The sequence below is a fragment of the Nonomuraea sp. NPDC048882 genome (assembly GCF_040649755.1).
GTDB classification, from domain to species: domain Bacteria; phylum Actinomycetota; class Actinomycetes; order Streptosporangiales; family Streptosporangiaceae; genus Nonomuraea; species Nonomuraea maheshkhaliensis.
In genome coordinates this window covers 855,045-868,722 of sequence record NZ_JBEZGB010000004.1, presented here as the reverse complement: position 1 = coordinate 868,722, position 13,678 = coordinate 855,045, and the positions used below count along the sequence as shown (strand labels likewise).

At 69.3% G+C, this 13,678-nt stretch carries 14 protein-coding genes; 5 read left to right on the top strand and 9 right to left on the bottom strand.

The features are described from left to right. Positions 1 to 255: 255 nt before the first annotated feature. The 4 genes from AB0C27_RS18230 to AB0C27_RS18215 are packed head-to-tail and all read left to right on the top strand — an operon-like array spanning position 256 to position 4,043. Positions 256 to 2,685 (top strand): nitrate- and nitrite sensing domain-containing protein, encoded by a 2,430-nt coding sequence (locus AB0C27_RS18230; RefSeq protein ID WP_357845098.1) that lies wholly within the window; start codon positions 256 to 258, stop codon positions 2,683 to 2,685. Continuing rightward, on the top strand, positions 2,682 to 3,101 hold the full coding sequence (locus AB0C27_RS18225) for a roadblock/LC7 domain-containing protein (RefSeq protein ID WP_346108268.1): 420 nt from the start codon (positions 2,682 to 2,684) through the stop codon (positions 3,099 to 3,101). Before AB0C27_RS18230 ends, AB0C27_RS18225 begins: the two co-directional genes overlap by 4 nt. Continuing rightward, positions 3,098 to 3,475: a DUF742 domain-containing protein gene (locus AB0C27_RS18220; RefSeq protein WP_357845094.1), complete on the top strand. Its 378-nt coding sequence runs from the start codon at positions 3,098 to 3,100 to the stop codon at positions 3,473 to 3,475. Before AB0C27_RS18225 ends, AB0C27_RS18220 begins: the two co-directional genes overlap by 4 nt. Further along, complete coding sequence (locus AB0C27_RS18215; RefSeq protein WP_357845091.1) at positions 3,456 to 4,043, top strand: ATP/GTP-binding protein; 588 nt, start codon at positions 3,456 to 3,458, stop codon at positions 4,041 to 4,043. The genes AB0C27_RS18220 and AB0C27_RS18215 overlap by 20 nt, the downstream gene beginning before the upstream one ends. Before the next feature lie 85 nt (positions 4,044 to 4,128). Here the strand turns inward: AB0C27_RS18215 and AB0C27_RS18210 are convergent, their stop codons facing one another. The 3 genes from AB0C27_RS18210 to AB0C27_RS18200 all read right to left on the bottom strand — a co-directional run bounded on the left by AB0C27_RS18210 (position 4,129) and on the right by AB0C27_RS18200 (position 6,889). Next, the gene (locus tag AB0C27_RS18210; RefSeq protein WP_357845088.1) at positions 4,129 to 4,959 is read right to left on the bottom strand and encodes a maleylpyruvate isomerase N-terminal domain-containing protein; all 831 of its coding nucleotides are present in this window, start codon (positions 4,957 to 4,959) and stop codon (positions 4,129 to 4,131) included. A 27-nt stretch (positions 4,960 to 4,986) separates the two neighbouring features. After that, positions 4,987 to 6,024, bottom strand: a complete 1,038-nt coding sequence (locus AB0C27_RS18205; RefSeq protein WP_357845085.1) for a S66 peptidase family protein — start codon at positions 6,022 to 6,024, stop codon at positions 4,987 to 4,989. A gap of 145 nt (positions 6,025 to 6,169) precedes the next feature. Further along, a complete protein-coding gene (locus tag AB0C27_RS18200) occupies positions 6,170 to 6,889 on the bottom strand; it encodes a DUF6882 domain-containing protein (protein ID WP_357845082.1) in 720 nt (239 codons plus the stop codon). A gap of 190 nt (positions 6,890 to 7,079) precedes the next feature. On the opposite strand from AB0C27_RS18200, the gene AB0C27_RS18195 reads away from it, so the two are divergent. Beyond that, positions 7,080 to 7,640: a 2'-5' RNA ligase family protein gene (locus AB0C27_RS18195; RefSeq protein ID WP_357845079.1), complete on the top strand. Its 561-nt coding sequence runs from the start codon at positions 7,080 to 7,082 to the stop codon at positions 7,638 to 7,640. 15 nt (positions 7,641 to 7,655) lie between these two features. On the opposite strand, the gene AB0C27_RS18190 is transcribed toward AB0C27_RS18195, so the two are convergent. The 6 genes from AB0C27_RS18190 to AB0C27_RS18165 all read right to left on the bottom strand — a co-directional run bounded on the left by AB0C27_RS18190 (position 7,656) and on the right by AB0C27_RS18165 (position 13,667). Then, the gene (locus AB0C27_RS18190; RefSeq protein WP_357845076.1) at positions 7,656 to 8,381 is read right to left on the bottom strand and encodes a TioE family transcriptional regulator; all 726 of its coding nucleotides are present in this window, start codon (positions 8,379 to 8,381) and stop codon (positions 7,656 to 7,658) included. A gap of 207 nt (positions 8,382 to 8,588) precedes the next feature. Then, a complete protein-coding gene (locus AB0C27_RS18185; protein ID WP_357845304.1) occupies positions 8,589 to 10,187 on the bottom strand; it encodes a cation acetate symporter in 1,599 nt (532 codons plus the stop codon). A gap of 17 nt (positions 10,188 to 10,204) precedes the next feature. Beyond that, the gene (locus AB0C27_RS18180; RefSeq protein ID WP_357845074.1) at positions 10,205 to 10,495 is read right to left on the bottom strand and encodes a DUF485 domain-containing protein; all 291 of its coding nucleotides are present in this window, start codon (positions 10,493 to 10,495) and stop codon (positions 10,205 to 10,207) included. Positions 10,496 to 10,699: 204 nt separating this feature from the next. After that, on the bottom strand, positions 10,700 to 11,524 hold the full coding sequence (locus AB0C27_RS18175; protein ID WP_357845071.1) for a carbohydrate ABC transporter permease: 825 nt from the start codon (positions 11,522 to 11,524) through the stop codon (positions 10,700 to 10,702). Continuing rightward, positions 11,521 to 12,408 carry a sugar ABC transporter permease gene (locus AB0C27_RS18170; protein ID WP_357845068.1) on the bottom strand — a complete coding sequence of 296 codons (888 nt, stop codon included), beginning with the start codon at positions 12,406 to 12,408 and terminating at the stop codon, positions 11,521 to 11,523. Before AB0C27_RS18170 ends, AB0C27_RS18175 begins: the two co-directional genes overlap by 4 nt. After that, positions 12,405 to 13,667 (bottom strand): sugar ABC transporter substrate-binding protein, encoded by a 1,263-nt coding sequence (locus AB0C27_RS18165; protein ID WP_357845065.1) that lies wholly within the window; start codon positions 13,665 to 13,667, stop codon positions 12,405 to 12,407. The genes AB0C27_RS18170 and AB0C27_RS18165 overlap by 4 nt, the downstream gene beginning before the upstream one ends. Positions 13,668 to 13,678: the final 11 nt, after the last annotated feature.

Below are 13,678 nucleotides of genomic sequence, written 5' to 3'. Positions count from 1 at the left end.
GAAGGAGCTGGTCAGCGAGGTCATTGTGGATGCGGAAATAAACGGAGGCAGGCTCGGTCACTTGCCGAGAATATCGTTTCTGACCCATTTTGGGGTGAATTTGACTAAATTGTGTCAATAGCCCGGCAAGTGTGATTACCGTTGCTTGAGAGACGCTTTGCCGGTGCGCTAGAGTCCCTTGATCGATATGATGTCCAGCGTCCCCGCACGTCAGGTGGCTGGCGTTCAACATGTGACTTTCACCGGGTGGATATAATGCGCTTCCGCAAGACGCGGCTGCGGACCAAGATCACGGCCATGCTGCTCTCCCTGGCAGCCTTGTGGGTCTTCGCCGCGTGGGTCACCCTCCGTGAGGGCGTCAACCTCCTCTGGGTCTCCCAACTCGACAGCGCTGTGTCGGCCCCGAGCGACCCTTTGCTGTTCGCGCTGCAAAAAGAGCGTCGTATTTCGATGGTGAGACTGAGCGAGAAGACCGCCCAATCTCGCAAAGAACTGGAAACGCAGCGTAAGCAGACCGACCGCTTCCACGCGGCTTTCCGTGAGTCGGCGAGCTCCGGCGTGGTGGATCTGGCTCTCGACGACCAGGGCGACGAGCGGCTCGCCGAGATGCTGACGCGGCTGGAGTCCCTCAAGGAGGTCCGCAAGGGCATCGACGCGGGCCGGTTCGACCAGACGCGCACGTCGGACGCGTACGCCGACGTCATCGACCCCATCTACGGCCTCTACGGCTCGCTGGCGACGCTCGACGACAAGGAGCTCGCCGGAGACGTCCGCTCGCTGCTCGCCCTGAGCCGCGCCAGAGAGCTCCTCACCAGAGAAGACGCGCTGCTGGCCGGCGCGCTCGCCGACGGGCGGCTGACCCCCGACACCCTGGCCGGCTTCTCCCAGATGGTGGGCTCCTGGCGGATCACCGCCGAACAGGCCGCGACCGACCTGCCCGACTTCGACCGGGCCGCCTACGACAAGCTGATCAAGGGGCAGTCGGCCGTCCGGCTGCAGACCCTGGAGAACAGGGTCATGGCCTACGACCAGAGCTCCCTGAGCCTGCCGTTCACCGCCGCGGAGTGGAAGTCGGCCACCGAGCGCTTCCTGACCGACTTCAACACCATGGTCCTCGACGCCGGTGACCGCGTGGTCGAGCGGACGGTGCCGGTCGCCGTCAACGTGATCGTCCGGCTGGTCCTGGCCGGCGGCCTCGGCCTCCTCGCGGTCATCGCCTCGATCATGCTGTCCATCACCACGGCCCGGTCCCTGTTCGCCCAGCTGCAGAAGCTGCGCGACGCCGCCCACGAGCTTTCCGACGACCGCCTGCCCGGCATCGTCGAGCGCATCGGCCAGGGCGAGGAGGTCGACGTCGCCAAGGAGGCGCCCGCGCTCGACTTCGGTGACGACGAGATCGGCCAGGTGGGCCAGGCGTTCAACACCGTCCAGCGCACCGCCATCGGCGTCGCCGCCGAGCAGGCCGAGCTGCGCCGCAGCATCCGCGACATCCTGCTCAGCCTGGCCCGCAGGACGCAGGGCCTGGTGCACCGCCAGCTGACCGTCCTCGACGTGATGGAGCGCCGCGAGACCGACCCCGAGGAGCTCAAGGAGCTCTTCCGGCTCGACCACCTCGCCATCCGGATGCGGCGCAACGCGGAAAACCTCATCGTCCTGTCCGGCTCCGCGCCCGCCCGGACATGGCGGCGCTCGGTCCCCATGGTCGACGTGGTCCGCGGCGCGCTGGCCGAGGTCGAGGACTACACGCGGGTCTCGCTCATGCCGATGGGCGACGTGGTGCTCGTCGGCCGGGCCGTCGGTGACGTGATCCACCTGCTCGCCGAGCTGATCGAGAACGCCGTGTCGTTCTCGCCCCCTTACACGAACGTGCAGGTCAGCGGGCAGCTCGTGGCCAACGGGTACGTGATCGAGATCGAGGACCGCGGCCTCGGCATGAAGCCCGAGGACCTGGAGGCGGCCAACGAGCGCATCGCGGACCCGCCGGAGTTCCGCATCACCGGCACCGCCCGGCTCGGCCTCTACGTGGTCAGCCAGCTCGCCAGGCGGCACGAGATCCAGGTCGTGCTGAAGGCGTCCCCGTACGGTGGCACGACGGTCGTCGTCCTGCTGCCGCAGGAGCTCGTCCAGCTCGACCCCACGCCCGAGCCGCACGACGGCGAAGGACGTGACCGGCTGCCGCGCAGGCAGCCGGCGGTGGCGGCGGCGACCCGGCCGGCCTCGGCCGAGAACGTGCGCACGCTCAAGCCCGGCCGCCCCACGGCCGTCCCGCGTCCCTCGGCCACTCCTGAGAACGGACCGGGGAGCAGGCCCGCGACCAGGCCGGAGCCCCGGCCGGTGTCGCGTCCCACCCCCGTGGCCGACCCGAAGCCGGCCGCTGAGCCGGCCCCAGAGCCCAAGAGCGCCCCGGCGCCCACCCCAGAAACAGCGACAGAGAAGCCGGCCGACCCGGAGCAGCAACCTGTGGCCGAGTTCACCCCATCGGGGCTACCGTTGCGCGTGCCCCAGGCCAACCTGGCGCCAGCGCTGCGTGACGACACGCCCACGCAGCCCGACCTCGAGGAGGACGATGACGAGCGCTCGCCGGAGGAGATCCGCGCGATGATGGGATCTCTGCAGTCAGGCACCCGTCTGGGCCGCACCCGCGCGGCCGAGATGATGGACGAGCAGCCCGGAGGTGAAGCATGACCCCGTCTACGGGAACCGACCTCAACTGGCTGCTCGACGACCTGGTCGGCCGGATCAAGGAGACCGAGCACGCCATCGTGCTGTCGTCGGACGGACTGCTCATGGCCTCCTCCGCGGGCCTGCAACGGACCGACGGCGAGCACCTGTCCGCCGTGGCCTCAGGGCTGCAGAGCCTGGCCAAGGGAGTCTCCGAGCACATCTCCGGCGGCGAGGTGCGGCAGACGGTCGTCGAGTGGAAGAACCAGTTCCTCATCGTGACCACAGCGGGCGAGCGGGCCTGCCTGGCCGTGCTGTGCGCGCAGAACGCCGACATCGGGCTGGTCGCGTACGAGATGGCGATGCTGGTGGCCCGCGTGGGCCAATACCTGACCTCGGGGGCCCGCAACGCCGAGGCCATCGCCAGGAGCGACCGGTGAGAGGCGCCGGCGAGCCCACGGACGAGCACTGGGTGGATCCAGAGATCATCCGGCCCTATGTCGTCACGCGCGGCCGTACCCAGCCTGCCCACGGCAGGTTCGACCTGATCTCCATGGCGCTGGCGGTGGGCCCTCCACCCGGGCCGGACGCGGGGCTCGATCCCGAGCACCTGCGGATCATCCAGCTCTGCCGCGAGCCCAAGTCCGTCGCCGAGATAGCCGCCTACCTGGACCTGCCGGCGGGCACGATCCGGGTGCTGCTCGGCGACCTGTTCGACCGTGAACTCGTCTCCGCGCAGGAACCACGATCCGAGGTGGACATGCACGACATGAAGATGTACAGGGCGGTGCTCGATGGTCTTCGCTCGCTCTGAGCGTCCGCGCCTGCCGACGGCGATCAAGATCCTGGTCGCGGGTGGGTTCGGCGCGGGCAAGACGACCATGGTGGGCGCCGTCTCCGAGACCCGGCCGCTGCGCACCGAGGAGGTGCTGACCGACCGCGGCATCGGCGTGGACGACCTCACGTCCGTCGAGGCCAAGCGGACCACCACCGTGGCGATGGACTTCGGCCGCATCACGCTGGGCAGCGACTACGTCCTGTACCTGTTCGGCACGCCAGGGCAGGAGCGGTTCTGGTTCGTGTGGGACGAGCTGGCCGAGGGCTCCCTGGGCGCGGTCATCCTGGCCGACACCCGGCGGCTGGCCGACTGCTTCCCGTCGGTCGACTACTTCGAGCGGCGCGGGACGCCGTTCGTGGTGGCGGTCAACTGCTTCGAGGGGGCGCCGACGTTCGAGCTGGACGAGGTACGCCTGGCGCTGCAGCTCAGCCCGTCCGTTCCGATCATCATGTGTGACGCGAGGAAGCGTGAGTCGAGTCGTGAGGTGCTGATCGCGCTGGTCAAGCACTCGGCCCGGCTGCGCGCCGAGCCGGTTGGCAGCTGATCTCCCGGGCCTGGGAGCGCTCGGAAGAGCGTTCCCAGGCTTTTTCGTTCGACCGGGGTGTCGGCCTGTAGGCCCGGGGTCGGGCTCAGGCGACGACGGCGAGCAGGGTCGTCATCGCGGCCGTGAGCTCGGGGTCGCCGCTCGACGTGGAACGCTCGCGCGCCTCCCCCACGGTGATGCCCCTGCTCGCCAGCCGCCAGAACACGTCCTGGTCCATCGAGACCCGCGCGGCCGGCTCGCCCGCGTCCTCCGCCATGCGCCAGCGGCCGTCGCGCCGTACCGTGCTCCACCGTCCACCGGCCGGCCCCAGCACCTCCAGCTCGGCCGCCGTCCCCTCGGGCCGCTCGATCGTGCGCAGGGTGTGCGGCAGGGCGCGGGCGAAGAGGTACGGCACCGGAGCCATGAGCTCCGGCTGGGTGGCTCCCGGCATGGACACGGCGTCGCGGATCTGCTGCTGGTGCACCCAGAACTCGGTGTACTCGCGCCCGATGTCGAGCCACGTGGGGCTGTCGACGTCGGTGGCGGCCCAGGACACGTTCAGGCCGGCCGGTGACTCCAGGTCGTGCGCCGCCCAGACGGCGTCGAGCTGGGGCCCGAGATGCTCCAGCAGCTCGATCAGCAGTCTCGGGCTGAGCTGGCGGGTGGCCGCGACGAACTCCCCGTTCGTCCGCGCGAGGTAGGCGGGCAGCGTCTCGTCGTCGGCGAAGACGGCGCCCGCGTAGCCGTCGCGGCTGCCCGACAGGCGCCGCAGGTAGTCGTTGAGCACGTGTCCGGCGATGTCGTGCACGTCCCAGCCCGGACAGATCGTCTCCTTCGACCAGTCCCCCGGGCCGAGGGCGCGCAGCAGGCCGAGCAGGGCCTGCCGTTCGCGCGGGAACAAGGGGCGGACGTCGATGACGGGACCGAAGATCGTCATTTTCGTGGTTCTCCCGGGTGGCGGTGCTCAGTAGCGCACGGTGATGCGGCCGGCTGCGGGGGCGACGGTGACGGTGCCGCCGTACGGGACGACCAGTTGCGGGTCCGTGTGCCCGACGTCCACGTTGAAGACCAGTGGAATGTCCGGGTTGTACTCGGTGAACGCCCTCAGCACGGCTTCCCGCTGGGCGGCGATGTACTCGGCCTTGCCCTCCGGCGTCAGCCGCTTGTCCATCGACCACGCCTTGGGCCGGCCGACGACGGCGGCGCCGAAGTGCTGGAGCAGGCCGCGCTCGCCCATGGCCATGACCACGCGGTAGACGTAATTCGCGTCGGGCAGCTCCTCCGAGGTCTCCAGGAACAGCACGCAGCCGTCGTACGTGGCGGGCGGCCTGATGTGGGTGCCGACGCGCAGGTTCCAGTCGACGATCTCCAGGCAGCCACCCCAGGAAGGGCCGGTCACCTCACGTTCCGGGCCGTGCCACTGCCAGCCGTCGCCGGGGAACAGCTCGGGCTCGCTCAGCAGCGTCTCCAGGTCGCCCCAGTCGCGGTCGACGTCGCTGTGGCCCGTCGCGGGACGCAGCTCGTACTCGTCGTGCGTGAACAGCGCGGCCCGCAGGGCCTCTTCGGTCTGCGCGTGCATCGCGCCGCCGCGGCCGAACGCGGTCATGATCGCGCCGCCGTAGTAGGAGACGATGCCGAGGTTCCACAGGTAGTTGCACAGGTTGGTGTTGTCGCTGAGGCCGAAGAACGGCTTCGGGTTCGCGCGCAGGACGTCGGGGTCGAGGTGACGCAGCACCTTGATCTGGTCTTCGCCGCCGATGGAGGTCAGCACGGCCTTGATCGACGGATCGGCGAAGGCCGCGTTGACGTCGGCGGCGCGCGCGGCCGGGGAGGCGCCGAGCACACGGGTGGTCGGGTATTCGACCGGGATGAGCCCGAAGCCCTTCTCCAGGCGGGACAGGCCCAGCTCGTACGGGGCGGGGAAGATGGCGGGCAGCCCGGCGGCCGGGGACAGGATCGCGACTCTGTCACCGGGCGCCGGTTTGTCGGGGTAGGCCAGCATGCGGAGCAAGTTACCCGAGCCCCTTGACCCGGGCCACGGCTTTTCCGTCCGGGGGCTGTCAGGGCGGCGCCGCTGCCGGAGGGGCGTTGATAGCGGGGGCGGCGTCAGGCGCCGTCCCGGCGGTGTCGATGTTGGACGGGCGGGCTCAGCCGCCGTTCGCGGACGACAGGTTGGCGTTGATGTGGGCGATCCGCCCCAGCCCGTCGAAGTCCACGACCGCCGACAGGCCGGGCCCGGAGAGCGTGGCCTGGTCGCCGTCGAACCTCACACCGAGGCCCCGGTGCTTGGCGTAGCTGTACACCACCCGCCGGTGGTCCGACAGGCGCAGGCCGGCGAGCGCCTGCTGCATGACCCGCATGACGCGGACCGACTCGATCACAGGCAGGTGGAAGTCGGGGTGCTCCACCAGGAAGGCCGCGCGCGTGCCGCCGCCCGCGTCACCGTTGTAGGAGGTCCAGAGGCCGGTCACCGCCTTGGCCGCCTCGGTCATCAGCCCGGCGACGATATGCGGCTCCGTGGGCGAGCCCGGCAGCGCACTGAACGGGACCTCCGCCGAGGCCAGCTCCTGGATGCCGTGCTGGAGCCCGAAGTCGCGCAATTTCGCGGCCGTCGCCGCGACCTCGGGCGGGAAACCGGACGGGTTCGCCCACGCCCACAACCACGAGCCCGGGCCGGGGGCGGCGCTGCCGAGCAGGTGGAAGGCGGTGCACGTGCGAGGCCGCACCCCGGTGAACTCGAAACGCTGCGCCTGGAGGTCCACGTGCCAGCTGTGCTCGGCCAGGACTTCTTCCAGATGCAGCTGGTGTTCCAAGGAGATCAGGGCGGCGTCGTCGAGAAGGTCGGTGAAAGTCAGCGAATTCTGCACCCCCGGGAGACTATTAGGTCGCACCCGAATCCAGTGCAGTCTTTCCCGAAATATCCGAATAAAGCAGGGACCGAGCGACCCCTGACGCCCTGCTCGGACCGACGCGAGACGTCGTGGTGGCGAGGGCCAAAGAAATGCGATACACGCTGGTGGCAAGGGCATGCGGGGGCAGTGTGAGCTGAGGGGAGCGATGACGGAACGGCGTGACGTGGGCGAGGGTGCGGGTGCGGGGAGCTCGGCGGGTGGGGGCGAGCGGAAGGCGGCGCATCGGGCCGGGGATACGGCGCTGGTGGTGACGGTGCCGGAGGCGGAGGCGCTGGTGGGGCGGTGGCGGGAGCGCGAGGACGGCATCCCGGCACACGTGACCGTGCTGGTGCCGTTCCTGCACACGAGCCGGATCGACGACAACGTGCGAACCGAGCTGCGGGCGCTGTTCCGGCTGCATCCGGCCGTGGACGTCGGCTTCCGGCGGGTCGGGCGCTTTCCCGAGGTGGTCTACCTGGCGCCGGAGCCCGCCGAGCCGTTCGTCCGGCTGACGGAGGCGGTCGTGGCGCGCTGGCCGGAGACGCCTCCGTACGGCGGGGCGTACGACACGATCATCCCGCACCTGACCCTGGGGCGCGCCGGCGTGGTGGAGGAGTCGGCCCTGGACGGGGAGCTGCCGCTGACGTCCCGGGCGCGGGCCGTGACACTGCTGGTGTGCGTGGACGGTGAGCGCTGGACGGAGAGCGAGGTGTTCCCGCTCGCCTGACGCCCCATCCCCGGTTCACTCTGGTCCGGTTCGGTCGGCGCTCGGAGTGCGGGCGTTCAGGTACGCGTGCAGTTCGGCGGCGCCGTGCAGCATCGCGCGGCCGCGGGCCGACAGCCGCTCGTGCCAGTCGTTCAGTGCGCTCTCCAGGGGCGCGAGACCGCCGGCCGCCCGGACCTGGGCGAGCAGCAGGGCGATCTGCTCCAGCGGGTAGCCGCCTCTCCTGAGCTGGTGCGCGAGCTGCGCGTCCCGTACGTCGGCGGCCGAGTAGACGCGATACCCCGTCTGCGGATCGCGGCGCGGCGTGACCAGCCCGGCCCGTTCCCACTTGCGCAGGGTCGCGGGCCGGATGCCGAGCCGGACGGCCAGCGGGCCGATGAACGTGCCGGCGACCGGTGACGGGTCCGGCGGTTCCAGGGCGCGCAGGGCCTGTTCGACGGCCCGGAGGGTACGGCGGTCGTCGAGCAGCTGGGCGTGGCTCTCGTCGATCAGCCGCAACGCCTCCTCCTCCGCGTCCCGGTGCACGGCGCACATGATCGACGTGGCGGTCCGGTGGCCATGGGCGGGCACCAGGGCGAGGAACGCGCCCAGAGCCCGGGAGTGCAGGCGGGTGTAGGTGCGGTAGCCGTACTCGGTGCGGGCGGCGGGCGGCAGGATGCCCGCGTCCTCGTAGTTGCGGACCGCCTGGGTCGACAGGCCGTGCTCACGCGCCAGATCCACCGGCCGGAGTCGCGCACCGGGCATCGAGCGCCTTTCCGTGTTGACGGGTTGCTCAGATTACCCGGTCCCCGGTCGCGGAACGGCCGGCGTCTCCTGCCCCGCGGGCGATCCCGCACACGCGAGAGGGCCCGGCCGGGAAGTCCGGCCGGACCCTCATCGGGCAGGCGCCCCAGGGGCAGGGGGGGTACGGGCGCCCTGTTGGTCAAGCCCTGCTGTGGTTGCCGAGCAGGGTCAGTGCTTCGACGCCTTCTCCGCGCCGACGCCGGTGAGCGAGCGGACCTCGATCTCGGCGTACTTGGCCGCGTTGTACTCCTTGCTGAGCACGGTGCCGATGTAGCCGCACAGGAAGCCCAGCGGGATGGAGACGATGCCGGGGTTGCTCAGCGGGAAGATGACGAAGTCGGCCGTCTTGAACAGCGCCGTCGGACCGCCGGACACCACGGGCGAGAAGATCACCAGCGCCAGCGCGGAGACCAGGCCGCCGTAGATGGCCGCGACCGCGCCGGCCGTGTTGAACCTCTTCCAGAACAGGCTGTAGAGGATCGCCGGCAGGTTGCCCGAGGCCGCCACCGCGAACGCCAGCGCCACCAGGAACGCCACGTTCTGGCCCTGGGCGAGGATGCCCAGGCCGATCGCGACCGCGCCGATGACGAAGGCGGAGATGCGGGCCACCACGACCTCCTGGCGCTCGCTGGCCTGGCCGCGCTTGAAGACGTGCGCGTACAGGTCGTGCGAGAAGCTGGAGGAGGAGGCCAGCGTGAGCCCGGCGACCACGGCCAGGATCGTGGCGAAGGCCACGGCTCCGATCAGCGCCAGCAGGATCGTGCCGCCGAACGAGCCGAAGATCTCCTCGCCGATCCGTTGCGCCAGCATCGGCGCCGCGGTGTTGCCCGCCGCGTCTCCCTCGGCGATCGCCGTCTTGCCGACCAGGGCCGCCGCGCCGAAGCCGAGGACCAGGGTCAGGAGGTAGAAGACGCCGATGATGCCGATGCCCCACAGAACCGACTTGCGGGCGTCCTTCGCGGTGGGAACGGTGTAGAAGCGGATCAGGATGTGCGGCAGACCCGCCGTGCCCAGCACCAGGGCCAGGCCCAGGCTGATCAGGTCGATCTTGCCCGCCAGGCCCTGCGCCTCGGTGCCGTACTTCTGGCCCGGGCTGAGGAACGCCTCGGGGTTGGCCTTGGGGCCGCTGACCGTGGCCGCCTGGCCGAGCAGGGCCGACAGGTTGAAGCCGAACTTGCCCAGCACCAGCAGCGTCACCAGGGCGGCGCCGCTCATGAGCAGCACGGCCTTGACGATCTGGACCCAGGTGGTGCCCTTCATGCCGCCGAAGACCACGTACACGATCATCAGGGCGCCGACGCCGACGATCGTCCACGCCTTGCCGGCCGGGCTGTCGATGCCGAGCAGCAAACCGACCAGCGCGCCCGCGCCCACCATCTGCGCCAGCAGGTAGAAGATGCTGACCACGATCGTGGACACGCCGGCCGCGGTGCGGACCGGGCGCGGGCTCATCCTGAAGGCCAGCACGTCGGCCATGGTGAACTTGCCGGAGTTCCGCATCAGCTCGGCCACCAGCAGCAGCGCCACCAGCCAGGCGACCAGGAACCCGATGGAGTACAGGAACCCGTCGTAGCCGGACAGCGCGATGATGCCCGCGATGCCGAGGAAGGACGCGGCCGACATGTAGTCGCCGCCGATCGCCAGGCCGTTCTGCACGCCGCTGAACGACCGGCCGCCGGCGTAGTAGTCGGCGGCGGTCTTGGTCTGACGGCTCGCCCAGAAGGTGATCGCCAGGGTGGCGGCCACGAAGGTGAGGAAGAGGATCATCCCCAGGGTCGTCGAGGTCACTGGGTCTCCTCCTCCACCTCATGGCGCAGCTTGTCGGCGATCGGGTCGAGCACCTTCTCCGCGTGCCTGGCGTACGCCCACGCGATGAGGAACGTGGAGAGGAACTGCAGCAGCCCGAAGACGAGCCCCACGTTGATCTCACCGATCAGCTCGATGGCCATGAACCCGCGCGCCCAGCCGGACAGCACCACGTAGAGCAGGTACCAGACGAGGAACGCCACGGTCATGGGGAAAGTCCAGCGGCGGAAGCGCCGTTTCAGTTCCTGGAACTCACTTCTCTCCTGCATTTGCTCATAGACCGATGCGTCATGTTCTTGTGTCGTCACGAGACCTCCACTGTGATGCGGATCACGCCCAACGTAAGAGCGCAACCTACCTGTCGTGGAGATCCCAAGGAGGGTTGTTCGCCGAGCCGCTGCGGGCGGGCGATTAGTTGGGGATGGCCTGCGGTGAAAGGTCCGTCTAGCGCGATGAGCGGTCGGCTATCCCAATCACCCCTTTACGGCTCCAGCCGTCAGTCCCTCGACGATGTAGCGCCGGATCGCGGCGAACAACACCAGCGTGGGCACCACCGACACGACCGTGGCCGCGGCCATCGAGCCCCAGTCGATGTCGTACTGGGTGATGAAGGAGTTCATCGCCACCGGGATCGTCTTGGCGTCCTCGCTGTCGATGAACGTGATCGCCAGGAACAGCTCGTTCCAGCACTGCACGAACGCGAAGATGAACGTGGCCGCGATCCCCGGCAGCATCACCGGGATGACCACCCGCACCATGGCCACCAGCCGGGAGGCGCCGTCCACCTGCGCGGCCTCCTCCAGCGCCACCGGCACCCGCTCGTAGAAGCCGCGCATGATGATCGTGGCGAACGGCACCAGCATGGCCACGTACACCAGCATCAGCCCCGACAGGCGGTTGAGCAGGTCGAGGTCGGACATCAGCAGGTAGAGCGGCCCGAGCGCGATGAACAGCGGGATCATCTGGGTGACCAGGAACGCCAGCATCAGCATGCCGCGCCCGGGGAAGGCGAAGCGGGCCAGCGTGTAGCCGCCCAGCACGCCGATCGCGGTCACCGCCGCGGCGGCGGCGAGCGAGACGAGCAGGGAGTTGAGCAGGTACGCGCCGAAGTCGGCGAACGAGAACAACTCGGCGTAGTGCTCGAAGGTCGGGTTCGCCGGCCAGTACCGCAGCGGCACCGAGAAGATCTCCGGCTTGGGCTTCAGCGAGGTGACGACGATCCAGTACAGCGGGAACAGGGTGATCAGCAGCCAGGCGCCGAGCACGACGACCTTGGCCGTGAGCGCGAGCCGCCTCATCGGGCCTTCTCGAATCTCGTGGCGTTCAGGTAGAAGACGCTGAAGGCCAGCAGCAGGCCCAGGATGAGCAGGCCGACCGCGCCCGCCCGGCCGTAGTCGCCGCCGATGACCTGCTGGATGAGGAACGTGGTGATGATGTCGGTGCTGCCGGCCGGGCCGCCGCCGGTCATGGAGTAGATCAGGTCGGGGAAGTTGAGGATCCAGATGATCCGCAGCAGCACGATCAGCGCCAGGGTGGGCCTGATGTGCGGCAGCGTGACGTGCCAGAACTGGCGCAGCCGGGAAGCCCCGTCGACGGAGGCCGCCTCGTAGAGCTCCTTGGGCACCGACTGCAGCGCGGCCATGATCATGATGGCGAAGAACGTGACGCCGTACCAGATGTTGGCCACGATCACCGAGGTCATCGCCCAGCCCGGCGTGGCCAGGAAGCCGATGCGCCCGTCGATGAGCCCCGTCTTGAGCAGCAGGTCGTTGATCACGCCGAACTGGCCGTTGAACATCCACCGCCACAGCAGCCCGATCAGGAACCCCGACATCGCCCAGGGGAAGAAGACCCACGCCTGGTAGAGCCCCCGGCCCCGGAAGTGGCGCCGCAGCAGCAGCGCCAGCCCGAAGCCGAGGAAGAACTGGAAGAACAGCGACACGGCGACCCACGTGCCGGTGTTGCGCAGCGCCGTCCAGAACCGCTCCTCCCCCAGGACGGCCCGGAAGTTCTCCAGGCCGACGAAGGGCGTCGAGGTCAGGTCGAACAGGTTGTAGCGCTGGAACGCGATCACCGCGCCGCGGATCATCGGGTAGTACGTGAACAGCACCACGAACACCACGCCAGGCAGCAGGCACAGCGCGATGAACCGGGCCCTGCGGACGGTGAAGGCGCGGTTCACGACACCTTCTTGGCCTGGTCCGCCCAGAAGGCGTCCCACGCCTTCAGCACCTCGGCCGTGCTCTTCTTGCCGGTGATCAGGGCCTGGACGTCACGGTCGGAGTCGACCAGGAACTGGCTCCAGCCGGGGTAGTCGACCGGCCTGATCGTGATCACCTGCTTGGGGTCCTGCTGGGCCTCCAGGTACGCCTTCCACGCGCCCTGCGAGAACTGCGGGTCGCTCTGGGCCTGCTTGGAGATCGGGATGAGCGAGTTGCCCTTGGCGAAGGCGATGCTCTGCTTGGCCTCCGACAGGAACTGCACCAGCTTGACCGCCTCCTTCGGGTGCTTGGTGAAGGAGGTCGCGCCCCAGCCGGCGTAGCCGACGGGCTGGTAGGCGTACCCGCTCGGGCCCTTGGGGATGGGGGCGGTGGACCAGGCCGTGACGCCGCTCTCCTCGACCGTCTTGATCACTTCCGGGTCCTGGATGAGCATGCCGGTGACGCCCGAGGTGAAGCCCTGGACCATCTCCGGGTAGCCCCAGGAGACGGAGTCGGGGGGCGACGCCTCCTTGAAGATCTTCACGTAGAGGTCGAGGGCCTGGGCGGCCTCCGGGGTCGAGAAGATCGTCCGCTTGTCCTTCAGATAGAAGGATTTTTCGGGATCCAGGGCTTCGCCGTTGTACGCGCTGATCATCATCACCGCGTAGTCGGCCCCGCCCTTGCCGCCTCTGAACGAGTAGCCGAAGCGGTCGCCCGAGGTCATCTGCTTGCCCGCCTCGTACAGCTCCTGCCAGGTGGCCGGGGGCTTGGTCATGCCGTAGTCGGTCCGGTAGAACAGGGTCCGCTGGTAGAACCCGTACGGGATCAGGTAGGGCTTGCCGCCGACCTCGACCGCCTTCTTCTGGGCCAGCTCGGTCAGGTCCGACCAGCCGGCCCAGTCCGTGGTGGGCAGCTCGGCCAGCCAGCCGTTGTTGGAGAAGGACTTGGCCGTGTGGTCGCGCACTTCCAGCACGTCCAGGTCCTTCTTCGTCTGCAGGATCTGGGTGATCTTCTGGTCGGCGCTGTCGAGGGGCGGGGAGACGAGTTCGACGGTGACGCCGGGGTTGGCCTTCTCGAAGTCGGCGATCAGGGACCTGATGAGCTTCGTACGTTCCGGGCTGGTCAGGCTCTCGATCATCCGCAGCCGTATCTCGCCCGAGGACGACGAGCCGAAGCCGCCGCATCCGGCGGACACCAGCGTCACGGCGACCACGGCCGCCAGGAGGAGGGGGTTTCTCACGACGAGCCTCC